General features: G+C 68.3%; 27 protein-coding genes. 12 read left to right on the top strand and 15 right to left on the bottom strand.

Going from position 1 to position 24,616, the window contains the following annotated elements:
• Positions 1–35 precede the first annotated feature (35 nt).
• On the top strand, positions 36–221 hold the full coding sequence (locus tag Ahu01nite_RS00375; protein ID WP_203834291.1) for a hypothetical protein: 186 nt from the start codon (positions 36–38) through the stop codon (positions 219–221).
• A 48-nt stretch (positions 222–269) separates the two neighbouring features.
• Here the strand turns inward: Ahu01nite_RS00375 and Ahu01nite_RS00370 are convergent, their stop codons facing one another.
• A complete protein-coding gene (locus Ahu01nite_RS00370) occupies positions 270–557 on the bottom strand; it encodes a hypothetical protein (protein ID WP_239158518.1) in 288 nt (95 codons plus the stop codon).
• 156 nt (positions 558–713) lie between these two features.
• Here Ahu01nite_RS00370 and Ahu01nite_RS00365 point away from each other — a divergent pair, with 156 nt between their 5' ends.
• Together Ahu01nite_RS00365 and Ahu01nite_RS00360 are read left to right on the top strand one after the other, a co-directional pair.
• Positions 714–1,088, top strand: coding sequence for a YciI family protein (locus Ahu01nite_RS00365; protein WP_203834290.1), 375 nt, complete (start codon positions 714–716; stop codon positions 1,086–1,088).
• Between the two features lie 210 nt (positions 1,089–1,298).
• Positions 1,299–1,517: a hypothetical protein gene (locus Ahu01nite_RS00360; protein ID WP_203834289.1), complete on the top strand. Its 219-nt coding sequence runs from the start codon at positions 1,299–1,301 to the stop codon at positions 1,515–1,517.
• A gap of 186 nt (positions 1,518–1,703) precedes the next feature.
• Here the strand turns inward: Ahu01nite_RS00360 and Ahu01nite_RS00355 are convergent, their stop codons facing one another.
• Positions 1,704–2,168, bottom strand: a complete 465-nt coding sequence (locus tag Ahu01nite_RS00355) for an Ltp family lipoprotein (RefSeq protein ID WP_203834288.1) — start codon at positions 2,166–2,168, stop codon at positions 1,704–1,706.
• Between the two features lie 203 nt (positions 2,169–2,371).
• Between Ahu01nite_RS00355 and Ahu01nite_RS00350 the strand changes: the two genes are divergently transcribed.
• Positions 2,372–3,166, top strand: a complete 795-nt coding sequence (locus Ahu01nite_RS00350; protein WP_239158517.1) for an SCO6745 family protein — start codon at positions 2,372–2,374, stop codon at positions 3,164–3,166.
• A 439-nt stretch (positions 3,167–3,605) separates the two neighbouring features.
• On the opposite strand, the gene Ahu01nite_RS00345 is transcribed toward Ahu01nite_RS00350, so the two are convergent.
• The 8 genes from Ahu01nite_RS00345 to Ahu01nite_RS00310 all read right to left on the bottom strand — a co-directional run bounded on the left by Ahu01nite_RS00345 (position 3,606) and on the right by Ahu01nite_RS00310 (position 8,999).
• Entirely contained in the window at positions 3,606–4,802 is a 1,197-nt protein-coding gene (locus tag Ahu01nite_RS00345; protein ID WP_438874743.1) for a DUF6891 domain-containing protein, read from the bottom strand.
• 237 nt (positions 4,803–5,039) lie between these two features.
• A complete protein-coding gene (locus Ahu01nite_RS00340) occupies positions 5,040–5,441 on the bottom strand; it encodes a carboxymuconolactone decarboxylase family protein (RefSeq protein WP_203834285.1) in 402 nt (133 codons plus the stop codon).
• A 4-nt stretch (positions 5,442–5,445) separates the two neighbouring features.
• On the bottom strand, positions 5,446–6,384 hold the full coding sequence (locus Ahu01nite_RS00335; RefSeq protein WP_203834284.1) for an MBL fold metallo-hydrolase: 939 nt from the start codon (positions 6,382–6,384) through the stop codon (positions 5,446–5,448).
• 105 nt (positions 6,385–6,489) lie between these two features.
• Entirely contained in the window at positions 6,490–6,876 is a 387-nt protein-coding gene (locus Ahu01nite_RS00330) for a MarR family winged helix-turn-helix transcriptional regulator (protein ID WP_203834283.1), read from the bottom strand.
• Positions 6,877–7,168: 292 nt separating this feature from the next.
• On the bottom strand, positions 7,169–7,597 hold the full coding sequence (locus tag Ahu01nite_RS00325; protein ID WP_203834282.1) for a GNAT family N-acetyltransferase: 429 nt from the start codon (positions 7,595–7,597) through the stop codon (positions 7,169–7,171).
• Positions 7,590–7,898, bottom strand: a complete 309-nt coding sequence (locus tag Ahu01nite_RS00320; RefSeq protein WP_203834281.1) for a hypothetical protein — start codon at positions 7,896–7,898, stop codon at positions 7,590–7,592. Before Ahu01nite_RS00320 ends, Ahu01nite_RS00325 begins: the two co-directional genes overlap by 8 nt.
• 10 nt (positions 7,899–7,908) lie before the next feature.
• Complete coding sequence (locus Ahu01nite_RS00315) at positions 7,909–8,277, bottom strand: DUF2255 family protein (RefSeq protein WP_203834280.1); 369 nt, start codon at positions 8,275–8,277, stop codon at positions 7,909–7,911.
• Positions 8,274–8,999, bottom strand: a complete 726-nt coding sequence (locus Ahu01nite_RS00310) for an SDR family oxidoreductase (protein WP_203834279.1) — start codon at positions 8,997–8,999, stop codon at positions 8,274–8,276. The genes Ahu01nite_RS00315 and Ahu01nite_RS00310 overlap by 4 nt, the downstream gene beginning before the upstream one ends.
• Before the next feature lie 95 nt (positions 9,000–9,094).
• Between Ahu01nite_RS00310 and Ahu01nite_RS00305 the strand changes: the two genes are divergently transcribed.
• On the top strand, positions 9,095–9,931 hold the full coding sequence (locus tag Ahu01nite_RS00305) for a LysR family transcriptional regulator (protein WP_203834278.1): 837 nt from the start codon (positions 9,095–9,097) through the stop codon (positions 9,929–9,931).
• A gap of 913 nt (positions 9,932–10,844) precedes the next feature.
• Here Ahu01nite_RS00305 and Ahu01nite_RS00300 read toward each other — a convergent pair.
• Entirely contained in the window at positions 10,845–11,210 is a 366-nt protein-coding gene (locus Ahu01nite_RS00300; RefSeq protein ID WP_203834277.1) for a hypothetical protein, read from the bottom strand.
• 766 nt (positions 11,211–11,976) lie between these two features.
• Here Ahu01nite_RS00300 and Ahu01nite_RS00295 point away from each other — a divergent pair.
• The 4 genes from Ahu01nite_RS00295 (at position 11,977) to Ahu01nite_RS00280 (ending at position 18,478) form a co-directional block, all read left to right on the top strand.
• Entirely contained in the window at positions 11,977–12,231 is a 255-nt protein-coding gene (locus Ahu01nite_RS00295) for a DUF6582 domain-containing protein (RefSeq protein ID WP_203834276.1), read from the top strand.
• Positions 12,232–12,311: 80 nt separating this feature from the next.
• Entirely contained in the window at positions 12,312–15,101 is a 2,790-nt protein-coding gene (locus tag Ahu01nite_RS00290; RefSeq protein WP_203834275.1) for an AfsR/SARP family transcriptional regulator, read from the top strand.
• A gap of 12 nt (positions 15,102–15,113) precedes the next feature.
• The gene (locus Ahu01nite_RS00285; protein ID WP_203834274.1) at positions 15,114–17,852 is read left to right on the top strand and encodes an AfsR/SARP family transcriptional regulator; all 2,739 of its coding nucleotides are present in this window, start codon (positions 15,114–15,116) and stop codon (positions 17,850–17,852) included.
• Positions 17,849–18,478 (top strand): DNA-3-methyladenine glycosylase family protein, encoded by a 630-nt coding sequence (locus tag Ahu01nite_RS00280; RefSeq protein ID WP_203834273.1) that lies wholly within the window; start codon positions 17,849–17,851, stop codon positions 18,476–18,478. Before Ahu01nite_RS00285 ends, Ahu01nite_RS00280 begins: the two co-directional genes overlap by 4 nt.
• Before the next feature lie 9 nt (positions 18,479–18,487).
• On the opposite strand, the gene Ahu01nite_RS00275 is transcribed toward Ahu01nite_RS00280, so the two are convergent.
• The gene (locus tag Ahu01nite_RS00275; RefSeq protein WP_203834272.1) at positions 18,488–18,904 is read right to left on the bottom strand and encodes a hypothetical protein; all 417 of its coding nucleotides are present in this window, start codon (positions 18,902–18,904) and stop codon (positions 18,488–18,490) included.
• 191 nt (positions 18,905–19,095) lie between these two features.
• Here Ahu01nite_RS00275 and Ahu01nite_RS00270 point away from each other — a divergent pair, with 191 nt between their 5' ends.
• Positions 19,096–19,686: a class I SAM-dependent methyltransferase gene (locus tag Ahu01nite_RS00270; RefSeq protein WP_203834271.1), complete on the top strand. Its 591-nt coding sequence runs from the start codon at positions 19,096–19,098 to the stop codon at positions 19,684–19,686.
• Between the two features lie 475 nt (positions 19,687–20,161).
• On the opposite strand, the gene Ahu01nite_RS00265 is transcribed toward Ahu01nite_RS00270, so the two are convergent.
• Both Ahu01nite_RS00265 and Ahu01nite_RS00260 read right to left on the bottom strand, forming a co-directional pair.
• On the bottom strand, positions 20,162–20,476 hold the full coding sequence (locus Ahu01nite_RS00265; protein ID WP_203834270.1) for a sigma-70 family RNA polymerase sigma factor: 315 nt from the start codon (positions 20,474–20,476) through the stop codon (positions 20,162–20,164).
• Between the two features lie 118 nt (positions 20,477–20,594).
• Positions 20,595–21,446: a DUF2716 domain-containing protein gene (locus tag Ahu01nite_RS00260; RefSeq protein ID WP_239158540.1), complete on the bottom strand. Its 852-nt coding sequence runs from the start codon at positions 21,444–21,446 to the stop codon at positions 20,595–20,597.
• 328 nt (positions 21,447–21,774) lie between these two features.
• On the opposite strand from Ahu01nite_RS00260, the gene Ahu01nite_RS00255 reads away from it, so the two are divergent.
• Positions 21,775–22,779 (top strand): alpha/beta fold hydrolase, encoded by a 1,005-nt coding sequence (locus Ahu01nite_RS00255; protein WP_239158516.1) that lies wholly within the window; start codon positions 21,775–21,777, stop codon positions 22,777–22,779.
• Between the two features lie 219 nt (positions 22,780–22,998).
• On the opposite strand, the gene Ahu01nite_RS00250 is transcribed toward Ahu01nite_RS00255, so the two are convergent.
• Positions 22,999–23,736 carry an SDR family NAD(P)-dependent oxidoreductase gene (locus tag Ahu01nite_RS00250; RefSeq protein WP_203834268.1) on the bottom strand — a complete coding sequence of 246 codons (738 nt, stop codon included), beginning with the start codon at positions 23,734–23,736 and terminating at the stop codon, positions 22,999–23,001.
• Positions 23,737–23,897: 161 nt separating this feature from the next.
• Here Ahu01nite_RS00250 and Ahu01nite_RS00245 point away from each other — a divergent pair, with 161 nt between their 5' ends.
• Positions 23,898–24,614 carry a class I SAM-dependent methyltransferase gene (locus Ahu01nite_RS00245; protein ID WP_203834267.1) on the top strand — a complete coding sequence of 239 codons (717 nt, stop codon included), beginning with the start codon at positions 23,898–23,900 and terminating at the stop codon, positions 24,612–24,614.
• Positions 24,615–24,616 lie beyond the last annotated feature (2 nt).

Raw genomic sequence — 24,616 nt, 5'->3', positions numbered from 1 at the left:
GACGAATATCCCGAACCCTTTACCCGCCGGTACACATGCCAAAGCCCCCATCACTTCAATGTAATGACGCTCATCGATGTAAAGGGGCGGTAGCCGATCCCGCCGTCGTCGAGGAGGCGTTCACCGTCTGGCGGGAGCAGATCGCCGCCGCCGATCAGTGGCTGGACTCGCCGATCGACCTCGACGAACTCGTGACCATCGACGGGCGCGCGGGGCAGTAGGGCCTGATCGTCCTCCCGGAGCGGGTCAGCTCCGGGAGGAACTCTGGATCAGAACGGGGGCGCGTCCTCGCCCATCAGCGCGAGGATGGTGCCACCCTTGCCGCTCTTGAGACTCTGGACGACGACCTTGCCGGTGCTCCCGTCGGGGAGCTCCAGCGTGAAGGTCTTTCCGACCGCGTTCTTGGGGCCATTGCCGGCGCTGTTGGCCGGCCGGAAGTCACCTGCCCACGGCGGGACCCCGCCCTTGCGGGCAGGCTCGGCGAAGAGGGCGGCGGTGCCGGGAGTCCTGGTGCCGTCCGACGAGAGGAGCACTGAGGCGCTGCGAAAGGTAGCCATATACGGCAAGGTTATCCCGTACCGCGCCCGTATGCGTCATGAGCTGCGGAGGGAACCCGCGAAAATTTCTTCCGAACGGCGTCGGATCCGGCCCGGCCCGTTCGTGGAAGAGGCGGAAGGCGGCCGCTGAGGCTGCCGTGACAAGGGAGTCAAGCGATGACCCAGTACCTGATCTCGTTCAACGAAGGCGCCATGGACCACATCCCGGACGGCGACTGGGTCGACGTCGGCAAGGCCGCCCACGAGGTGACCGAGGAAGCCGTCCGCGCCGGCGTCTGGGTGTACGGCGGCGGCCTCGAACGCCAGCAGGCCAGCATCGTCGCCACGGACGGCACGGTCACCGACGGCCCCTACCCGGAGACCAAGGAGGTCGTCGGCGGCTTCGCGGTCGTCGAGGTTGCCACCCGCGAGGAGGCGCACGCCTGGGCCGCCAAGATCGCCGCCGCCTGCCGCTGCGCCCAGCACGTCCGCGAACTCATGCCCGACCCCGAACACGACGCCTTCCTCCGCCGCCTCGCCGAGGAAAAGTAACTCCCGGCCTTCCCGACGCGCCTCAACCCGGCCTCAGGGGCTCGGCCGGCCGCAGGCATTGACCAGTGGTCAGTGCACCGACCGCGCCGAGCCGTCCGGGATGCTGACCGATGACCACGTACGAGACCGCGCACGCCCGATGCCCGCTCGGCCGGATCGTTCGGGCGCGGATCCGAGCACAGTGAGCCGGCCGGGCAGAGAACCCCATCCATGGCAGCGTTGATCTTCTCCGCCTGGATGTCCCCCCGATCCGGAGGCGACAGCAGCACCCGCCGCGGATCACTGGCGATCTGGTTGGTGCAGCTGCGCATGCTGATGTCCCGCGTCATCTGCTGGATCTGCTCCGGGCTCGGAGCGTCACCCTGGATCTGCTCCGGGCTCGGGGCGTCACCCTGGACCGCGATCACCGCAATGGTCTCGCAGCCGTAGTTCCCAGTGGGGTAGTTGCTTCGCCAATACCGAATCTCGGCGCTCCGCATATCCCGCTCACTGGCACGGTCAGCAACCCGGCCCAACGTAGGCACGACAAGTTGCGATCCCGGTCGCACTTCGGTTGCGGCGCCCCGCGGCTCTCTCATGCCGCTACCGCCCAGAAGGCGTAAGACCGGTTCAGGCTCAGAGGCCGGCCTTTTTGACGCCGTACTTGGCTTGCGCCGTGGTGAAGCCCTCATATTCCAGCTGGTCGATGAGACCCGACCGGGAGAACGCTTGGTACTTCAAGTATTCCTTGGCCTTCTTGGCGGCCTGCGTATTCCAATTGGCGTGCTGCTTGTCCACGCCGTAGGTAGCCAGCTTGGTGCTGAAACCCTCGTATTTCAATTGGCCGATGAGGCCCGAGCGGGAGAACGCTGAGTACTTCAAGTAGGAGGCCGCCATGCGACGGGCATTCTGCTGTGCGACCGACTCCTTGGCCGCGGCGTAGGAGGCCGTGGTGTAGGAGGCCGTGGTGTAGGAGGCCGTGGTGTAGGAGGCCGTGGTGACGGTGGGAGTGGCGACGGGCTGGGCCTGCGCCGGCGCTGCCGTGCCGATGAGCCCCACGGCGATGAATGCCGTGGAGATAGAAACGAGGATCTTCTTCATAGCAACCCCTTCAAATTTCTCAGCTGGTGCGCTGCGGCACGGCCTTATCGGAGGGCCCCGCGCTGACTTGAGGTTTCCTTGAGGATCTGGTTGTCGGATCCGGGCCGCGTCATTCGTGGTTACCGTGAACGGCCGTCCACGAGGGCGCTGTCACGACACCGGAGGAGCCACCGATGCCTCATCTACTGGCTAAGGTCCACCGCATGTTCGAGCTCGTCGAGCCGATCGGGACCATCGCCTTCTCCGAGGTGCCTAACGAGGCGTTCCTCGCGCGAGGCATGCGTAACTACTGGGACGGATACTTCGCCGGCCGGGCAGCGCCGTTGGGGCTGGCGCCGGCCGAGGTGGTGCACGCGGTCTTCTACAACTTCGCCGATGGCGAGGTGGCGCGTCACATCCCGTGGGTCTGGGGCAAGATCACACCCCAGGAGGCCATCACCGTACGGGAACAAGGCAGCACAACCGCACTGCGCCAGAGGCTCGGCGCACTCGCCGACGATCCCGGTCTCGCGCGGATCGCCGACCTCGCCACCCGGGCAGCCCTCAGCGCACCGACCGAGGGCCGAGTGCTCTACGCCGGGCTCCGGGCACTCGCCGTCCCCGAGGAACCGGTGGCCCGGATCTGGCACGCCGCGACGCTGCTGCGCGAGCACCGCGGGGACGGCCACAACGCCGTCCTCGTCGCCCACAACATCGGCGGCACCGAAGCCCACGTGCTGCTCGCCCTCACCCTCGGCGAGAAGGCGGAGACGTTCGGGCGTACCCATCACCTGCCCAAGGCGCAGCTGGCTGCTGTCATCGACGGCCTGCGCAACCGCGGCATCCTGGACGCCGCGGGCGAGTTCACCGCGGCCGGCCGCCAGACCAGGCAGCGCATCGAAACCCTCACCGACGAACTGGCGGCGCCCGCCTACGAGGTCCTCAGCACGGACGAGCTCGATGAACTGATCGCCGGCCTCGAACCGATCGCCGCCGCGGTGCCGGCCGGGGAAAGCTGAGAGAATGCAGCCAGGACGTACCCGAAAGGGTGTCACCCGCCCATGCGGCGACGCGGACCTTCGCCGGTATGGACATCACCGCGGATGGCCAGGGCTATCTGCTTCTGTCGGCGAAGGGCGAGTTCTACGCGTACGGCACCGCGCATCCGTGGCCGAACCCGGCCGGCTTCTCCGGTGGCATGGCAGCCCTGGCGATCACCCCGGACGCGCGAGGCCTGGCATCCATGTCGGGCTCCGGCCAGATGTACACGTACGGCAGCCTCGTCTACCGCGGCAACGGTGACCCGGGCACCACCTCGCCCACCCGGCAGCCTGATCGTCCAAAGTACAGTCACCCGCGGCGCGAAGTTCGGCAAGAAGACCATTTCGGGGTACGCAAGCCCGGTCGCCTGAGAACCGTTCGGCCCGGCGCACACCATCCGCGCGCCGGGCCCGGTCCTCACCAGGGCTTGGTGGTCACGCCGTCCAGTTCGCGGAGCGCGATGCGGTGCTCGGTGGCCAGGATCGTGAGCATGAGCTCGGCCTCGTCGAGGCCGGCGTACTTGCCGATCGAAGCGGACTCAGCCGCGAGCGGCGCCTCCAGCCACAGCTTTCCGTTCTCCCACCACAGTTGCACGATGCCGTTCTCATGCACGGCGCACAGCCACGAACCTGTCCGGGTGGGCAGCCGCCGCACGACGTCAAGAATTTCGGGCAGGCTCATCGGCCGCCCGGCACTCTGCCACGGCCCGTTCGGCATGCTCTGATAGGTGACCTCGATCAGCCCCGGCTCGTCAGGAATTTCGCCCCCACCGCCCGCGCCGAACAGCCGCAATCCCTCGAAGCGGCCCGCTTCCCGGCCGTCGTCGCTGATCAAACGGTGCTTCTCCCGCCGGATCGTCACCGTCTGCTCGCCGTCGTCGACCCGCACGCTCGTGTCCTCGGGCAGCCAGGGAAGCTCAAGCGCGGCGAGCGCGCCCACCGACATCGGCGGAAAGACCAACTGCCGATCAGGAACAAACCGCATTTCCACGGTACGGCCGGAGCCCGCACTCTCCGGAAACGCCGCCATCCGCCCATGCCGACGCTTCGCCCACCGCAGCCGAACGTGAATGCGCTGGTCGGCATCGTCCGTCCAGTCAACCTCCAGCCCTTCACCGCGCAGGGCGGCCACAATCTCCCCGCCGACCTCAGCGTCACCGACCTCCCCGCCGAAGGCCCCGTACGCCAACCACAAACTCCCGCCCCGAGCAGCCCGTTCGGCATCCTGCCCGTGATAGAAGACGTACCCACGCGCCCGCTGCCCTTTGCCGACCTCGTCGCCGATCTCGCTGTGCCCACACGACCCGCAGCACGCAAAATCCTCCCGCGCCACGATCCCCGCCACATCAAGCACCCGGAACGCATCGGTGAGCCGGTCGCTATCGGTCCGCGCAGCCCACCCCGCCTGCGCCTCGAGGTGCGCGGCGAGCTCACGCGGCACAATCTCCCAGGCCAGCGCGTACAACTCGGCGGCCTCGCCCTGATCGTCCAGGTACTCCACCGTCCCGGACACGATCATCCCGCACGTCATGAGCCCACGGGCCACCTCACCGCGTGCATATGCGGTCGCGGACCGCCGAAGGTCATCGGGTTGCCGCAGCTCATCGGGTTGCATCGCGGCAAGATACCAACGCTCTCGTCATCCGGTCGCAGTGCCTGAACTGCCGGCGTGATTGCGCCCAACAGCAACGGAATCCACGATCGAAGCAAGAGCGGCTCGGCTTCGACGCTAATCCAAACCGTTGGGGAACGGCGGGGCGTCGAACGTCGCGTACGCCACGCCGATCTGCTGTTCGGCCTCGGTCTGGCAGTGGCGTGGGCAGGCGGGTTGTTTCGTGGGTCGGCTTGTCGCTTACTGAGGGGCCGCATCGGCCGAGCGGCGTACAGCCTCCATCGCCAAGGAGGTGTAGGGCTGTCCGAGGTAGGCGGTGAGCAGCACCATCAACTCGGTGAGGGCCTGCTCGTCCAGGCCGGTGCGGCGAGCCAGGGTGAGGTACGTGGACAGGCGTTGGTCGGTGACGTTCTGGGCGACGAGCGCGGTGATGACGGCGATGCTGCGGTCACGGTCGGTCAGGTTCTGGCCCTGCCAGCCGGGGCCTCCGGCGGCTTCGAACGCTTCCTGTGTGTACGCGGCGCCGGCATGTTCGGTCATGACGCGTTCGGCTTCGGTGGGAACCAGGCCGAGGTTGCGGGCGTAGACCTCACGTCCGGCGGTGGCGCGAGCGCTCATCTCGTACCCGGGAATGGTTGGCATGTGGTCATTTTCCTGTCGTGGTGGTGGGTGGAGTGTCGGCTCCGGTGCTGACGGGTGGATCCGTCGGCGCGGTCCGGTCCTGGTCGGGCTTTCCGGCCGCCCGCGCGGACAGCAGTGGGATTCCCTGGTAGGAGTTGAGGTCGTGGGCGGGGACGATCTGCATGTGCCCTTCGACGGCGATCATGCGTCGAAGGCCTTGCCGGAGCTGTTCGGGGTCACTGTCGGCGAGTTTGCTCAGCAGCCAGGGCCGTTCGACACGACGGCGGATTCCGTCGATCTGCCAGGTGAGGTCGCCGATGAAGGCGTACCTCTTTGCGGTGGGCAGGGTGACGAAGACGATGACCGAGCCGGTGGTGTGGCCACCGGCGAGGGCGATGACGACCGAGCCGTCGCCGTACACGTCGTAGCTTGACGCGAAGCCCAGGTAGGGCTGGTGGTCGAACCCGTACTCGTGGATGTCGTGCCCCTGGGACACGCTGCGGTAGACCTTGCCGTCCGGATCTTCGGCCGCGTACTCACGTTCGTTCGCGTTCATCCAGATGGGCGTGCCGTGCAGGCTGTCGAGGCCGCTGACGTGGTCCCAGTGCGAGTGGGTCGGCAGCACACCGCGCAGCCGGCGGCGGTCGTAGCCGATGGCGTCCAGCTGACTGCTGACCGTCAGACCCGTTTGGTGAGGGGCGCGTACGAACCGGGGCAGCATCGCGATGTGCGCGGCGACGTTGGTGCCGAAGCCCGCATCGATCAGCAGATCACCGTCGGGGTGTTGCACCAACACGGCTGACGAGGCGAATTGCCGTTTGTCGCTGAACGACCCGCCTTTGAAGGCCAGGGCCGCGCGAGTCGTGTAAGTGCCGGTTGGCAGGTGGTAGATGGCCAGGTCCGCCGGTGGGGAGGCCTCGGGCAACGGCCGTGACCACGGGTTGGGCTCGGTTAGCAAAGGCATGCCAATATAGTACGAGTCGAGAATGTCTGAGACAAGAAGTTCTCAACCGAGAATAATATTGACCGCCTCGTACGCGAAGGTGGGGTGGTGCTGACCCCGAGGTCGTTATAAGCAGGAACCTCGGTCTTCGCTGTCACCGATGATGGCGAAGAGCATCTGGCGCAGCGACGCGACGTTGTCCCGGCTGAAACCGTCGAGCACCGAGGCCTCGACGGCGGCGCTGGCCTCCGCGACCGTGGCGCGAAGGACTGCGCCGCTCTCGGTGATCTCCGGGATACGAAGACGGCGGTCACCGGGGGCGCTGCGGCGAACCACCAGGCCCTTGTGCTCGAGCCGGTCGAGCTGGCTCATCAAGGTGGTCTTGTCCAGGCTCAGAGTCTTACCGAGCTCTCCCTGAGTGAGGCCGGGGGCCTTGTCGAGTGCGCTCAGCACGATGTATTCGCGCAGCGTGAGTCCGTGTTTCTGGGCCTGGTCGCCGGTGGCATTGTTCATGTGCTGAGCTGCCCGGTGCAGCAGCCAGGTGAGCTCGGAATCGATGGAAGGTCGGGGCCCTGATGGTTCTGTGTCACCAACCGTCATAACGATCTCCAAACTCGAACCACTGTCGGCGCTGGATTCCGCCGGCAGTGGTCACGCTGGCGTTGTCCTCGATAAACATTATCATCCAAGAAATTCTCAAACCAGAACTTCTTGCTTCGGACATCTGGTGCCGACCGGCACGCTCATCGACCGCACGACGGCCGTGGCTCGCAGCGCAAGCAGGTACTGCCAGCCTGCTCAAATGTCAGGCGGTGGGTTCCCAGAGCAGGAGTTGGCGATGGTGGGTGAAGCCGTTGCGGATGTAGAAGTCGACCGCGCGGCGGCCCGAGTGGACAATTACGTGCAGCAGGTTCCGGGTGCGGGCCTCGGTCAGGATCGCGGCCATCAGCGCGGATCCGACGCCCCGATTGCGGAATTCGGCGCGGACCATCACCGACTGGATGTCGCCGTAGAGGCGGGTGAGGGAGTGTTCGCCGGGTACGCGCTCCGCCACGTGCAGCCACGCGGAGCCGATGACCTGACCGTCGACCTCGGCGATGAACGGCAGATGTGTCGCCGCGTGGGCGGTCATCCAGTCGGTGAATGCCGCGAGGTTGTCCGCTGGGATGTCCCGCAGCGAAGCGAGCGCCATTACGTCCGCAATTCCGCCGAGGCGTACCACCAAATCATTCATTGACCCAGTCTCCGCCGTGCGCCTCGCGGAATGCGTCGAGTGCCGATGGGGTACGGGCGGCGACGGCGATCCAGCTCGGATAGTGGCGCAGGATGACGTCCTCGCCGGCGTACCACTGGGCGGCGTAATCGCCCGGGTAATGCGGGAACGGCACGGGCGTCAGTTCCGGGAACGACTCGTCGTCTTCCTCGTCGCGGCCGTCGCTGAGGGGGCCATTCTCGACGGTGTCCCACAGGACCTGGTCGACGCGCCAGGCGTCGGCCCGGGTTTCGAGGGAGCTGAGGCCAGTCACGAGATCCACGACGCGGACCCTACAACGCGACCCGGCTCAGCCGCAGAGTCGTCGCAGCTGCCGATTCAGTCACCATCGACTCCGCGCCCGCGGGACCATATTTGTTGCGGTAGGCGGCATCGACCTCCGCACGCATCGAGACGCCGACATCCGAGACAGCAACGTCGGCCTGCAGGCCCGGGACGCGGATCGCAGCCTGCAGCGATCTCAGCACCTGCCCGAACCACCCGGTGTCCCGCCGATACCAGCTACGGACATACACCTGAGGCCCGACGCACACCACCCAGATCGGCACCCACCGCCGCAAGCTTCCATCGGTACGCCGGACAGCGATCTCCAGCTCCCCAGCAGCACCGATGAGCCCCACCTCATCCGCAGTCCACGTCACCACGGCACAGTGCCGGAGTCGTCGAACAGGCCACCGGTCGGGCCGTCGTCCGGCAGGGTGGCGAGCCGGATGGCGGCGACAGCACCCTCCGCGGCGGTGCTGGTGCCCCGGAAACCGTTGAGGTCGGTTGCCACGTACCCCGGGCATGCCGTGTTGATTTTGATGGCGGTGTCCCTGAGCTCTTTCGCGTACTGAATGGAAACCGCGTTGAGGAACGTTTTCGACGGTGAGTAAGCGCCGCTGCCCGGCCCGAAGTCTACGTCCGGGGACGTCTGCAGGGTGAGTGACGACAGGTGGCTGGACTGGTTGACGATCCTCGGGTGCTGCGAGCGGCGCAGCAACGGCAGCATCGCGTTGATCACCCGCACGACGCCGATGACGTTGGTCTCCACGACCGCACGCATGTTGTCCGCCGTGACCGTTGAGGGTGCGTCGGGCCAGGCCCCGGCGATGCCGGCGTTGTTGATCAGTACGTCGAGACGTCCGGCTCGCTCGTCGATCAGTGTGGCGGCGGCGGCCACGCTCGCGTCGTCGGTCACGTCCAGGGGCACGCCGAACGCGTCGACGCCCGCCGCGCGCAGTTTCGCCACCGCTTCCTCGCGGCGCTGTTCGTTGCGAGCACCCACGCCGACGGTGTGGCCCAGTGCGCCGAGGCCGGCCGCGATCTCGTACCCGATGCCCTTGTTCGCGCCGGTGACCAGCGCAATTGTCTTCTCGCTCATGTCACCGATCGTGGTCGCGCACCCGGCGGGAACCAACACCGTCCGGATCGCGCACCGATACCCTTATGGTATCGATCGGGTCGTAGGCTGGGCGGATGGAGACCCGGGAGTTGCGGTATTTCGTGGCGGTCGCCGAGGAGTTGCACTTCGGGCGGGCCGCCGAGCGGCTCGGGATCGCCCAGCCGCCGCTGTCCCGTACGATCGCCCAGCTCGAGCAGCGCCTCGGCGTCGAGCTGCTGAACCGCACCAGCCGCAAGGTCACCCTCACCGCCGCCGGGTCGGGCCTGCTGGCCGAGGGCCGCGCGATCCTCGGGGCGCTGACCGCCGCCGAGCGACGCGCCCGGCATGCCACGACAGATCAACCCCCGCTGGTGCTCTCGCTCAAGACCGGCACTTCCGGTGAGCTGCTGGCAAAACTGCTCGACGCGTACGCCGCAGAGCCCGACGCCGTCGCCATCGAACTGCTGTTCTGCGAGTCCCAGCCCGACCGCCCCCTGCACGACGGCCGCGCCGACGTGGCATTGCTGCACCAGCCGTTCGACGCGACGGACGGCTTCGACACCGAGGTCCTGAGCACCGAGGGCCAGATCGCGATCCTGCCCTCCTCCCATCCCCTCGCCACCCGCCCGCACGTCCTGCTGGCAGAGGTCAAATCCCTGCCGCAGCTCCCACCGGCCCGCTGGCCCGGCCCCGACGGCACCTACCCCGAAGGCCCCGGCGCGGAGATCCACAACCAGATGCAACTCCTCCAGCTGATCGAACTGGGCCGCACCAGCGTCGTCCTCCCCGAATCCTGCCGCACCAACCTCCGCGAGGGCCTGACCGCCATACCCGTCCAAGACGCCCCCACGGTGACCACAGTGATCGCCTGGCCACCCCACAGCCGCTCCCGCGCCCTCGCCACCCTCGTCCGGGTAGCCACCCGGCTCTGAACCTTCAGCCGCCGGACTGACTGAGGACCGCCGTCATGGTCACTACGATGTGGACCGTGAAATTGGAAGCGTGGTCGTGGATCGGTGGCATAACGGGTGCCGTGACAGGAATTCCGGCCCTGATCGTGAGCGGAACTCACGCCGCACTTCACCATCTCTGCCGTTCCCCGTAATCCTGGCAGTGATCGGATCATGCTGCCCCTTGTTCTCGACGGCCCGGTCGGCTGCAGGGTTTGGATGAAATCACCGTTCGGATACGCAGTGAGGCTTCCGAGTAACGGCCGTTGACGGTGTGTGACGAAGTTTGTTCGGGTGGTCCGGCCGTGTTCGATGTGCTGGATCACGAGGGGCGGCTGCGGCGATCCGGCTGATGGCCCATGGGTGCGGTCCTGAGCGGCCGGCCGGCCGTCCGGGGCGGTGATGACTTGCATGTTCCCGCCGTGGTTGTCGTGGCTTTCTCGAGCATCGGAGATCCACCCCCGGGGTCGGGGTGTGGCGGCGGTTTGTCTCGATCAGGGTGCCGTCGTTGGTGACGTGGGGGTTGCCGGTCATCCTGGCGGTGTGCAGCGCCGAGTTCGGGCCGGGAGCCCGGCCGGCGATCGGGGTGAGGCTTTCGTGCGGCCCCGGCGAACGGGTTCCGGCCCTGGCGGGACCCTGGTGTGAGGTGCTGTGTGAGAAGTCCACTTTCTAACGGGGTTCTGCGTTTTTCGTTGCGTCACACCAGGTTCGGGCGTGTCCACCCGCGACAGCAGAGTCGACCGCCCTGAGCACTCATATTGTCACTCGGGAAACCTCAGTGTTCGGGTTTAGGGGGAGATGCTGATCTCGGTCTCATTTGGGCGTCCCGCGATAGGAAGTGTTTCTCTCGTAGACCCTGACCCGGTGGGCTTTGCTGGAGACTGTGGGTGTCGTTTTATGAGCAGGCGATGCCGTATTTGTATCGCCATCGGTTGATGAACCGGGACCAGTCGAACAGGTCACCGGCGGCACGCCTGCGGTCACGCTCGTATGCGGCGTCGGCCTGCGCCCTGCTGGTGTTCGCGTCGCGGAACAACGCACGTGCGGCCTCGATCCACATCACCTTGCCGTCCGGTGTCCGGGCTCCGGGAGAGTCGCGGCGCAGCCGGGCGGCATGACCTAGTGCTTTTCCGAAAGCCCGCCGGACCTTGTGCTCACGCCTGAACGCTTCGGTTGCCGGGGAGTAGTTCCGGCGTCGTGTCGGGTCACGCATCCACGCCAGTTCGACGGTCGTAAAGATTTCCAGCTGAGCGAATTTCATACCTTGATTCTTCTCAGGGAGTTTTATGATCGGAAGGGTAGGTGTGCCATTGTCGGGTTGAGAGGAATCACATTGATGTGAATAGCAGATGATGGGTAATCGGATAGTCGCGCAGCGTGGGATGGATTTCGGGAAAGCGACGATTACCTAGCCCGGCACGTCGTGGTTTACGGCTTGGAGCAGGCTGTCACTCCGTACACCGGTAAGGATGGGGGCGGTTACCGACCGCACGCAGGCCCTTACGCGGAATGGCTCAGTGATTAGCCACCGACATCGAGTTTGGCGGGAAGCCCTGGTCAGCAGCAGATGGACGATGCGGTGTGGGGTCCCTATCGGCTCGCTTCCGGAATCGATGACTCGGGCACGCTGGGCCAGGTTTCGGCTACTTTCGCATTACGGCGGGGCGAGAGGCGCACGCTCGATCTTGAACCGAGCCTCGCACCGCCATGGGCCGGTGCCGAGGTGGAACGAAGGTCAAAGTCATCGACAATGGTAGTTTTGCCAATGTCGGCGTGGGGTCGGCGAGCGATGTGAAAATTATTGACAACTCCGGCAAGGTGCCCCGCCTTCAGGGGAACCCGGCGGACGTTGTGCGTCCGGGGGGAAACGACACAGCAAGCCCTGATCGTGAATCCGCATGGCCCTCCGACTGAATGGGTGGAGCTGTCGTAGACGGATGCTCGGGGCGCATGCCGCTCGCATCGGGAGCGGCTCCCGCGGTTGCTGGGCGATGCATGGATGCGCAGGTGGCGGGTATCGGAAGAGCATGGCTGATAAGACACAGGAGCTTGATGCGGCGGAGCGCAACTCGATGTCCGATGGCACGTTCGCGTTTCCGCGGGTGCGCAAGGAACCGCTCAATGACGCCAAGCACGTCCGTAACGCGATCGCCCGGTTCGACCAGGTGAAGGACGTGAGTGATAAGGAGCGGGACGAGGCGTTCGAGCGGATCAAGAAGGCTGCCGCGAAGTTCGGGGTGGAGGTGAGCGAGAGTAAGTGGCAGGAGCTGGGGAAGCCGTGAGGTAGGCCGACCTTGCAGATTTGCGGGGTTGCTTCCACCATTGGCCCGGGTGCGGCGTGGGTTCGGGGGAGGTGGTCGGGGTGCGGTTTGCGCTGCTCGGTCCGCTTCGGGTGTGGCGGGACGGCGAGGAGTTGGGGCTCGGGCCGCGGCAGCAGCGGTTGATGCTGGCGCTTCTGCTGGCGCGGGCGGGGCGGCCGGTTCGGGCTGATGAGCTGGTGGAGCTGGTGTGGGGGGACAAGCCGCCGGCCAGTGCGGCCAATGTGGTGCATCGCTATATCGGGATGCTGCGGCGGTTGTTCGAGCCGGCGCTGGCGCCTCGGTCGCAGGGCGGCCGGATCTCCGGTGACCTGGGCGGGTATGTGTTGCGGGCCGATCCTGGGGAGCTGGATCTGCTGGATTTCCGGCGGCTGGCCGAGGCGGGCAGGGACGCCGCCGACCGGGGGGATCCGCAGGCCGCGACGGCGCTGTTCATGGAGGCGTTCGCGTTGTGGGGCGGGGACTGCGCGGCGGACCTGCGGGCGACCCATCCGGCGTTCGCCGCGGTGGAGAACGAGATCTGCGGGGTGGCCCGGGAGGCTGCGGCCGCGGCGCTGGCCGGGGGTGGCGCCGCGAAGGTGCTGTCCACGATGGAGGAGGTCGCTGCGCGGCATCCGTTCGACGAGGCGTTGCAGGCGCGGTTGCTGGTGCTGCTGGCCGCCGACGGGCAGCGGGACGCCGCCCGGATGTTGTACGTCGAGCTGACCGAGCGGCTTGCCGACGAGCTCGGTATGGCTCCCGGTGCGGAGGTGCAGGCCGCTTATCGGCAGGTGGCCGGGGGACAGGCGGCGCCGATGCCCGCGTCGAAGCATCCGATCCCGCTCGTGGTGCCGGCGCAGTTGCCGCCCGATCTGCCGTTCTTCATCGGACGGACGAGTGAGCTGGCGCGCGTACGCGAGGTGCTGGAGCAACCCCGCGGTGGCCTGAACGTGCTGGTCATCGATGGTATGCCGGGGGTGGGCAAGACGACGCTGGCCCTGCACATCGCGCACGAGGTGGCGCCGCGGTTCCCGGACGGGCAGCTCTACGCCGACCTGCACGGGTTCGACCCGGGTGCGGAGGTCGCCGACCCGGTTGACGTGCTGCAATGGTTCCTGACCGCGCTGGGGGTGCCGCAGGGGACGATCCCGGAGTCCGTGGAGGGGCGGTCGGCGCTGTTCCGCAGCGTGCTGGCCGGGCGGCGGGTGCTGGTGGTGCTCGACAACGTGCGGCACGCCGATCAGGTGCGTCCGTTGCTGCCCGGTTCCGCCGACTGCCTGGTCGTGGTCACCGGGCGCGGGCGGCTGACCGGGCTCGCCACCGCGCAGGGCGCCACCGTGCTCAGTCTGGATCTCCCGTCGATGCAGGAGGCGCGCGACGCTGTCGCCGAGCGGGTCGGGCAGGACCGGGTCGCGCCGGAGCCCGAGGTGCTCGACGCCATCATCGAGCGGTGCGGGCGGTTGCCGCTGGCGCTGGCGATCGTGTCGTCGCGGGCTGCGGCGCTCCCCGCGTACCCGTTGTCGGTGATTGCTGAAGATCTTCTCGCGGTGGGGGAGAACCTCGACGTTTTCCATGACTACGACTTCGAGCATGACGTGCGCGCGGTGTTCTCCTGGTCGTACAGGCTGCTCGGGCCGGCGGCGGCGCGGGTGTTCCGGCTGCTGCCGCTGCATCCCGGCCCGGACATGACGATCCGGTCCGTCGCGGCGCTGGCGGGGGTGCCGCAGGCGACGGCCCGGGACCTGGTCGGCGAGCTGACCCGGACCAGGCTGCTCGACCGCTACAAGCCGGGCCGCTACCGGCTGCACGACCTGGTCAGAACGTACGCGGCAGAGCTCGGCGACGAGGTCGACCCCCGCCCTGAGCGCCAGGCGGCCATCGCGCGGGTCCGTGACTACTACCGGCAGAGCGCGCACGCCGCCCACAGCCTGCTCCGCCCGTACAGCCTGCCGGTCAGCCTCCCGGAACCCCTGCCCGGCGTGCAGCCGGTGGAGTCCGCGGACGACGCCGAGGCGACCGCGTGGTTCGCCGCTGAACGGCTGGTGCTGCGCGCGGTGCTGGAGCAGTGCGCGGCGGCGGGTGAGCACGACGTCGCGTGGCAGCTCGCCCTGACGATGGCGTTGTTCCTGGGCCGGCACGGTTACTGGCACGACTGGCTCGCAGTCCTGACGATCGGGCACGAGTCGGCGCTGCTCGCCGGTGACCCCGAGGGCGTGGCCCGGACGGCGCAGAGCCTCGCCGGCGCGAACCAGCGGCTCGGTGACAACGTGCGGGCGCTGGGGCTGCTCGAAACCGCGTACCAGTATCAGTCCGCTCAGGGTGACGCCACGGTGACCGCGAACGTGCTGATGAACATGGGGGTCGCGCGGTTTGCCCTGGGTGACACCGCGGGAGCGATCCGCGACCACACCGCCGCCCTGGACCTGCTGCGCGATCTGGAGCATCCGAAGCTGGAAGGGGCGGTCCTCTGGCACCTGGCGCGCGGGCATCTGCGTGACGGTGGTCTCGCCGGGGCCGTGCGTCTGGCGGGCCGGTCGCTGGCGACGTTCGCGGCGATCGACGATCCCAGCGGGCAGGCGAGCGCGCTCAATCTGCTGGCCGAGGCCAGGTCGGCGGGGGGAGACCAGGCCGGGGCACTGCACGATCAAGAACGCAGCATCGGGTACGCGACCAGGGCCGGAGACCGTGCCAACCTGATCGAGGCGTACACGAATCTCGGGGACATCCACCTGGCCATGGGTAACCTTGCAGCCGCGCGCCATGCGTGGACGCAGGCGGTCGCCCAGGTCGAGGATGGCAGCCTGCTCCCGGTGATCCGGGCCGAGACGCGGTTGCGTGAATATGTTGATGAATGAGCCGGGGCTTCGATGTTGCACTTCCAGTTGCTCGGCCCGCTGCGCGTGGCGCGGCAGGGCACGGAGCTCTCCCTCGGCCCTCGCCAGCAGCGCCTCATCCTCGCGCTGCTGCTGGCCCGCGCCGGTCAGGTGGTCCTGGCCGGCGAGTTGACCACCCTGCTCTGGGGCGACGACCCACCGGCCAGCGCCGCCAACGTCGTGCACCGCTATGTAGGGGCGCTGCGGCGGCTGCTCGAGCCGGAGCTGCCCACCCGCGCCGGCGGCCAATGGATCACCAGCGAGCCCGGCGGTTACCGCCTGCACCCGGGCGACGCGACCGTTGACCTGCTCACCTTCCGGGAGCTCAGTAAACCGGGCGCCGGCCTCGACGCGCTGCTCGCGGCCCTGGCGCTCTGGCACGGACGCTGCGCGGCCGGCCTGGAAGCCACCCACCCGGTCTTCGTGGCAGTCGACCGGGAGCACGCGGTGGTCGCCGCCGAAGCAGCCCGGACCGCCCTGAAAGACCACCGGCCCGCCGACGTGCTGCCCGCCCTGCATCAGGCCGTCACCTGGGAGCCGCTCAACGAGACGCTGCACGCACGCCTGATGCTGGTGCTCGCCGCCGACGGCAGACAGGCCGAGGCGATCGGTCTCTACCAGCAGCTGCGGCAGCGACTCGACGCGGAGCTGGGCGTGCACCCCGGCGCTGACCTGGAGAACGCCTCCCGCGAGGTGCTCCGGGCCGTCGAACGGCCACCGGCGGTGTCCGCGCTGGTCCGCCCCGCGCAGCTGCCGCCTGACCTGCCCGGCTTCGGTGGCCGCGACGCGCTGCTGCGCGAGCTCACCGAGCTCGTCCGCGCCGAGCACCGGACCGTGGCGATCGACGGGATGCCGGGAGTCGGGAAGACCAGCCTCGCCGTGCACCTCGCGCACGGGTCGGCGGCGGCGTTCCCGGACGGCGTACTCTTCGCTGACCTGCATGGATTTGATCCCGCCGTGGCACCCAGCGGTGCCGCCGAGGTGCTGCAGGGATTCCTGGAGGCACTGGGCGTGCCGCTGTCGCGGATCCCGGCCGGCACCGACGCCCGCGCCGGGCAGTTCCGCAGCGTGCTGGCCGGCCGCCGCGTCCTGATCGTGCTCGACAACGCCCACGACGTCACCCAGGTCCGCCCGCTGCTGCCCGGCGAAGGCGCCAGCACCGTCGTCGTGACCAGCCGCCGCCGTCTCACCGGCCTGGCCACCGGCGCCGGCGCCCGGCTGTTCACCCTCGACGTGCCCGACGCTCAGGAGGCCCGCGCCCTGCTGGCCGCCCGCCTCGGCGAACACCGCGCCGCCGCCGAACCCGCAGCGCTCGAAGAGGTCGCGGAACGCTGCGGCCGGCTCCCGCTGGCCCTGGCCATCGTCGCCGCCCGCGCCAGCATGGCCCCGCACTGGCCATTGTCGGCGATCGCCGCGGAGCTGCGCGACACCCGCGCGATCCTCGACGCGTTCAGCGACGACGACCTCACCGAGGACCTGCGCGCGGTTTTCTCCTGGTCACACCGCATGCTCAGCCCCGCGGCGGCGCGCCTGTTCCGGCTGCTGGCCCTGCATCCGGGGCCCGAGCTGACCGTGCCGGCGGCGGCTTCGCTCGCCGCAGAGTCAACGGCGCTTACGCGTACGCTGCTGAGCGAACTCGCCCGCATCGGGCTGGCCGGCCGCCTGCCCGAGGACCGCTACCGGATACACGACCTGGTCCGCGCGTACGCCCTTGAGCTGCTCGACGATAACCTCGAACGCGAAGCCGCGGTCGCCCGGATCCTCAGCCACTACACGTGGACAGTGGCGGCCGTCGACGCGGTGCTGCTCCGCCGCCCGCCGTCCTACCTGCCCGAACCCGCCCCGCCCGGCGTCGCCGTCACGGAATTCGCCGAGCCCCGCGATGCCCTCGCCTGGTGCGTCACCCACCGCGACGTCCTGCGCGCGGTCACCCACCAGGCCGCCGACCGCAAGGACGCCCGGGCCGCGTGTGTGCTCGCCGTCTGCCTGTCGGCGTTCTATCAGCGGCAGGGCTGGTGGAACGACTGGGCCGACGTGTCCCGCACCGCCCTCGACGCGGCCACCATCGCCGGCGACGTCGAAGCGAGCGCCTTCGCCGAACGCAGCCTCGCCGGCGCCTACAACTTCCTCGGCGATCATGACACCGCCCTGCGCCACCTCGTCTCGGCGGATGTCCACTTCGCGAAGCTCGGTCGCGCCGACGAACGGGCCCGTGTACTGATCAACATCGGGTCGGTGCGGCGGCACCTGGGCGCGTACGAACAATCCCTGGTTGCGCATCTCGAGGCTTTGACCTTGATCCGGGATCTCGGGCGCACCGACCTGGAACCGGCCGCCATGGGCCAGACCGCCCTCGCCCACGTCGAGCTGGGCCACTATGCGGACGCTCTGACGCTGCTCCGCGCCGCCGAAACGATGTTCCACGACCGCGGCGACGTCAACGGCCAGGGCATCATCGACTGGAACCTCGGCTGGACCTACCGCCGCAGCGGAGACCCACTGACCGCGATCGACCACTACGCCCACGCGGTGACCAAGCTCCGCCAGGCGGGCAGCCGCGCCAACCTCGCCCTGTGCCTGATCGAATACGGCGACGCGCTGGACGCCGCCGGGCGTGCGGAATCAGCGATCGAGGCGTGGCTCGAAGCCCTCCCCGACCTCACCGCCCTGGAGTCACCCGCAGTGCTGAAAGCCCGCAACCGCCTCGCCGAACTGGGTATCCCCACCGCATGACCCCCGCCGACCTGCACCGTGGCGTCTCCGAGCTCACCACCCGCGAACCGCTCTTCGCCGCCGTCGTCGACCGCCACGGCTTCCCCCCGATGTGGGACCGCCCACCGGGCCTGCCGTCGCTGCTGCACATCATGTTGGAACAGCAGGTGTCGCTCGCCTCGGCGCGGGCGACGTTCGAGCGGGTCAAGGTGCTCGCGGACCCGCTCACCGCCGCGAGCCTGCTGCAGCTCGACGACCTGCAGCTGCGCGCCGCGGGCTTCAGCCGCCAGAAGACCCGCTACGCCCGGGCCATGGCGACCGCTGTCCTCGACGGATCTCTCGATCTGGACGGGTTGGCCCTGCTGGACGACCACGCGGTGGAGGCCGCGCTGCGGACACTTCCGGGCATCGGGCCGTGGACCTCGGCGATCTACCTGCTCTCCGCCCTGGGCCGCCCGGACGCCTGGCCCAACGGCGACCTCGCTGTCGCCGTCGGCATCGCCGAGGTGTGGCAGCTCCCCGCCGTTCCCACCCCGGCGGAGATCCTTCTGCGCGCCGAGGCATGGCGACCGTGGCGCGCGGTCGCCGCCCGCCTGCTCTGGCAGCAGTACCTGGCAAGCAGGGCCCCGCGTTCCGGCCCGGTCTGAGGCGGCGCCTCAGGGAGTGGGGCGCAAACCCCGATAGTTGTCGCGGCGGCGACGGTTGACCCCGTCCAGCACGATCAACCCTGCCCACAACAGTGCTTGTGACACGCGCAGCACGGTATCGCCGGCCGTATGGTCACCGACGGCCAGCAGAATGATGGAGAGAACAAACATCCCCGCGAAAAAATAGCGCGCCCACCGAAGTCGCGGAATCATCCGAAACGTCTGACGAGCCAACTCGTCGACTCTGGCATCGTCGGTCTCGCCGTCCCGGATCGCCCGCCGCACAGCCCGGCGAGTTTCAACGCTCTCGCCACGCAACAAGCCAAAACCGGTGTCGCCTCGGCGCAACTGCACGACCACCACGCCCAGACCGCACACAATGAACACAACGCCAGCCAGCACAAGAACGGTACTCAGCTCGATCACCTCCGGTCGATACCACTGAGTACCCGCTTCGCCATGTGCTTCAACGTCGCCGGCCAATCCCTGGCCGATAACCACACACGGTTCCACCACACCCGGGGACATCAGCTGACCGACTGCCCGATGCTGAGAGCGAACATCCCACCCGGAACAACTCGGTGGAATCTGTCTGTGGCCGCGCTTACAGTCGCGTGGTGGATAGGCAGCCGGCATTCGAGGATCTGGTGGCCGCGCTGGCGCCGTTGCCCGCCCGGACGACGGCGACCGAGGGCTGGCGGCCGAAAGTCCCGGTTGCTGAGGAGCGCCTGACCCCGCTCGGCGTCACGGTGGTGTTCACTCCCGACCGTACGCTGCCCGTCGCGTCGGGCTCCGTCGACGTCGTTCTCAACCGGCACGGCCGGGTCGACCCCGCAGAGGCCGCTCGCGCCCTGCAGCCCGGGGGAACGCTGCTCACCCAGCAGGTCGGCAGCGACGACTGCGCAGCCATCAACACCGCCCTGGGCGCGCCGCCCGCGTACTCCACCCCGTGGAACGCCGACGTAGCAATTGCCCAACTGAGCGCCGCCGGATTCACCATCGTGGACGTCCGGCAGGAATGGCCCGCCTTCGACTTCTATGACATCGGGGCGTTGGTCTATCAGTTGCGCGCCGTGCCATGGCAGGTCCCTGACTTCACCCTTGACCGGTACGGCGCGTCATTGCGCCAGATCGATGAACAGATCCGGGCCGAAGGACGCTTCCGGGCGCACGCGCATCGCTTCCGCATCTCGGCCCAGCACGGGTAGGTCACGCATCGCGTGGCCACCTGCCGTCAGTCGTCCCACCTGAACAGTCCGGGGTTCTTCGTCACCTCGGCCTGGAGGTTGGCAAGGTCGCTCACGTGCAACGTGACGAGACCACAACCGCTGCACGCCAGAGCTCGAACCCCCGTTACGTCACGGGATCCCCACCCCCGCCGGGTCTGCCTCCGAAGCCGGATGTCCTGCCGATCGGTGTCGGTACGAACATTCACCTCCACGCGCGGGCCGGCGCAGGAAGGGCAGGGCGGGTGTTCCACCGGCAAGCTCTCAACCATGCCGGTAGGTCTACCAGGGGTGTATGACATTGCGTCGCCCGCAGAATGGAGGGGCAGGTGTGCGCGGCTTACGATGTGGCATGTGGTGCATGCGCGCCGCGACGGTCTCGGACACGGTCATACCGAGTATCTCCACCCGGCGCCACGCAAGGTCGGTTGCGTTACGCCCTTGGTGCCTCGCTTGATCACCGATTTCCGCGACCAGGCGCCGGCCGATGCACTACGCACTCCCCGGAAGCGCCGCGCGTGCGTGGCACGAGGTGACCCGGGCGGCTGATGGCGACCATGCGGGACAGGTCGCGCATCGCGTGGTAGAGCCGGGCCTTGGCGACCTCCGGCGCGAGACCGAGCAGCTGCGCCGCCTCGGTTGTCGTCCGGCCGCCGAAGTACGTTGCGGCGAGGATCTCCAGGTGCTGGTTCGGGAGGCTTCGCAGCAAGAATTCCATCGGCGGAGGCTCGTCCGCGCCGACCGTGATCGGGTCACCCTGCGTCGTCAGCATCTTCAGCACTCTGCTCACCGCACCGCCGCATCTCCAGTGCGCACCTGCGACGTAGTTGCCCGGTCACCGGGGGCAACCAGCTATTTTATGGTGCTCCGCTTGATCGGGAGCCAGCTCGTCAGCATCGGCACCAGGGTGGACACCAGCGGTTCCCCGAACACACAGAGCGTTGTTCCCAGGGATGTCCGAACGTGCCGGTGCTCATGTCTTCGGAGAGAAAAATGTAGTAGTCCCCGTTCGGGAAGACCGTCGTCGCCCACCGCGGGTCCGCCTGGCAGGCGAACAGCTGCGGCCAGAACCGGTACGACTGATGCTGCCAATCAAGCACCACGAGGCTGGTGTCGCTGTCCAGGACGCGGGTCAGCGCCACCAGGGCAAGACTGTTGATCGCCGCGGCGCCGGCCCCGAACTGAGCATGGCCGCCGGCGAAGATCGGCCCGAGGTCGATCGTGAGGGACGGCTCCGGTTCAGTGATCGCCGGCCAGTGATACATGCTGGGGCGGAAGTCGAAGCGCTGGTAGAACGGGTCCCAATAGGCGTCATCGACCTCCATCGAGATCGGCTCCCACGCCGGCGGAACAGGGAGACCGGTCTCCGCCAGGCGATCGTCAACCCCGTAAACAATGCCGGCGATCCGTTCTTGAATGTCGCGCAACACCGTCACGGTGTCATGGTCGGTATAACCGGTATCAGCCTCCCAGTCACGCGCCCAGCCCAACGTCTCGCTCGCGAACGCCAGCTCTGTGGCAAGCAGCAGACGCCGGCAATCACGCCGCGACGCAGAACGGTCCGAGGCCAGCAGACCAGCGAGGCGTACGACATCCGATTGCAGTTCCTGGCGATCGCCATAACCGAGCAGCCGGACCACCTCGGCCCTGTCACCTTCCGGGCGCTCCCATTCCATGACGCCGGCCCGCAGCAGTTCCCGCTCGGCCCGGGTGAGAAGGCTCAGATCAACCAGCGCATCCATATCCACCGCCCGATCATGCACAGCTCAGATCCGGTTGTGGTCACGCGCCGGGGCGGCATCGTGTGGCGGCTACTGCACTGGCGGCCTTCGAGCGAGCGGTCAGGCTGAGCGAAAGTGCCCCAGCCCCGTGGTCGGCGGGTGATCGCAGTGACCGAATGCTCTCTGCAGCGATCATGCGGGTGCACTTGTCCGGGTGGAGCCGGGCTGAGAACAGTCGTGGACACCACCCTCGAGAGGGCGCTGCGCCACGCCCGCTGAGCTTCGCCTGTCGAGCTCCACCCGCTGAGCTTCGCCCACGGGGCTCCGGCCGCTGAGCGACAATGGCGGGGTGCGGCAGCGGCTTGACCGGGTAGTGCTCGCCGACGGGACCGTTGTGGCGTATGCGTCGATCGGTGCCGGGCGGCCGCTGGTCTATGTCATGGGCTGGCTGACGCATCTGCGGCTCGGCTGGGAACTGCCCGCCGAGCGGGCACTCTACGAGGCGTTGGGGCAGGGCATCCGGCTCGTACGGTACGACCGCGCCGGATGTGGCATGTCGGCCGCCGTGGATCGTCCGGCGTCGCTGGCGTTCGAGCTCGAGCAGTTGGGCGCGATCGCGGCGGCGCTGGGCGAACCGTTCGATCTGATGGGTACGTCTATGGGCGCTCCGGTGGCCGTCGCGTGGGCGGCGGCGCATCCGGAAACCGTGCGGCGGCTGGTGCTCTATGGCGGGTGGGTGCGTGGGGGTGAGGTGTCCGCTCCGGGCGTACGAAATCATGTTCTGGGGTTGGTGGAATCGCATTGGGGGTTGGGATCCGATGTGCTGACCGACATTTTCGCCCCGGACGCCGACCGGTCGACGCGGGCCGAGCTCGCCCGCTATCAGCGTGCGTGCTCGAGCGCCGCGACGGCTCGGGAATTGCTGGCGTTGAGCTATGACATAGACGTCAGTGATTCGCTTGCGCAGGTGCGTGCACCGGCTCTGGTCGTGCACCGTACGGGTGACCGCGCGGCACCTGTCTCCCAGGCGCACGAGCTCGCCGCCGGGATCAGCGGCGCTGAGCTGGTGTTGCTGCCGGGGCGGTCGCACCTGCCGTTCGCGGGGGACCGGGACGAACTGGTGCGCGTTGTTCGCCGTTTCCTCGGGCTGAGCGTCGGGCGGCGCCGGGCCGACGAGCTGACCCCTCGGCAGCGGGAGGTCGCCGAGCTGGTGAGCCAGGGATGCACGAACCGCGAGATCGCGGCACGGCTGGGCATCGACGAGCGCTCGGCCGAGGGTCACGTCGAGCGGATCCGGCTGCGTCTGGGATTCCGCTCCCGCGCCCAGATCGCCGCCTGGTTCAGCGGCCGGTAGCGCTCGCCCGGTCACTTCGCCCAGTCACCTCGCCCGGTCACTTCGCCTGGTCACTTCGCCTGGTCAGCTTGCCTGGTCAGCTTGCCTGATCATTTCGCCCGGTCAGCTCGGCTGGTCAGCTCGGCTGGTCAGCTCGGCTGGTCAGCTCGGCCGGTCAGTGCGGCCGGTCAGTGCGGCCGGTCAGTGCGGCCGGTCGGCTCGGCTGGTCAGCTCGGCTGGTCAGACCTGGGCGAAGCCGCCGTCGACGAAGAGCTCGGTGCCGCGCACGAAGCTTGAGTCGTCGCTTGCCAGGAACAGGACCGCCGACGCGATCTCGGCGGGGCGTCCCATCCGGCCGGCAGGGACCATGCTCACGATGCGTTCCACGACCGGCGCCGGGATCTGCTCGACGATGGGCGTGGCGATGGGCCCGGGGTTGAGCAGGTTCACTCGCAGGTCACGGGTGCCCCACTCCGCGGTCCAGACGCGCACGAACGAGCGCAGTGCCGCCTTGCTCGCCTGGTAGACGGTCGACCCCGGCACACCCCGGACGGAGCCCGCTGTGCCGTTCAGGATGATCGAACCGCCGTCGGCCATCAGCGGCAGCGCTTTCTGCACGGTCAGCAGCGTGCCGCGGACGTTGACGTCGAAGACCGCGTCGAAGGACTCCTCGGTCACCGCTTCGAGGGGCTCGGCGAGGTTGCCGATGCCGGCACAGGCGTAGAGCACGTCGACCCGGCCGTGCTCGCGCGCCACGGTCTCGAAGAGCCGGTCGAGGTCGGCCGGCACTCCCGAGTCGGCCTGCACCCCGGTGGCCGCGCCGGCACCGATCGCGGCGACGGCCAGGTCGAGCCGTTCCTTGTCGCGGCCGGTGATGTAGACGTGCGCGCCTTCCTTGGCGAAGAGGATTGCCGTTTCGAGGGCCATCCCCGACGTCGCCCCGGTGATGACCGCTACTTTTCCATCAAGCTTTGCCACGATATTTCGCTCCTGCAATGAGTTACTTTCCTGAACCAACTCACCGTACGAAAGCCCTTCACCTCCTGGAAGTACGCACTTTTATCTCCGGGCCTTACCAAATGGTTAGTGGGGTAGTTCCACGCCTGACACCACACCACGATCCGCGCAGAGTGGGTCCTGTGACCGACAACGACGTGGCAAGCGGCAACAACGACGTGGCAAGCGGCCCTGACGACCTGGCCAACGGCCCTGACGACGTAGCAAACGGCTTTGAGGTGCACGGCGCACGCGGAGCTTTCAACGCCGCGTTCTTCGGCGTGATGGGTCCCTACATCGAGTGGAACGTCCGCCGGCACAAGCGGCGTGTCTTCGCCGGCCTGCCGTCGACCGTCGTCGAGCTCGGCTCCGGAGTCGGCGCCAACCTTCGCTATCTCCAGCCTGGAACGACGCTGGTCGCCATCGAACCCAACCGCCCCATGCACCGGCGCCTCCGAGCCGCCGCTTCGCGTCGCGGCGTGCAGCTCGATCTTCGCGAGCGCCTTGCCGAGAGCACCGGGCTCCCGGACAGGAGCGCCGACGCGGTGATCTCGTCGCTGGTGCTCTGCACGGTGGCCGACCCCGCTGTGGTCCTGACCGAGGTCCGGCGCATCCTCCGGCCCGGCGGCACCTTCCGCTTCGTGGAACACGTCGCAGCCCCGGACGGCACGCCCACCCGTGCCCTCCAGCGCGCCCTGCGCCGACCCTGGGCCTGGATCTTCGAAGGGTGCTCCTGCGAGCGCGACCTGGCCGGACTGCTGCGCGCCGCCGGCTTCACCCGGGTCGACATCACGGCAATCCGGCTGCACTCCCCGTTCATCCCGTTCAACACCCAGATCGCCGGCATCGCCCACACGTAGCG

The sequence above is a fragment of the Winogradskya humida genome, assembly GCF_016862215.1.
GTDB lineage: Bacteria > Actinomycetota > Actinomycetes > Mycobacteriales > Micromonosporaceae > Actinoplanes > Actinoplanes humidus.
This window is presented reverse-complemented; position numbering and strand designations above follow the sequence as displayed.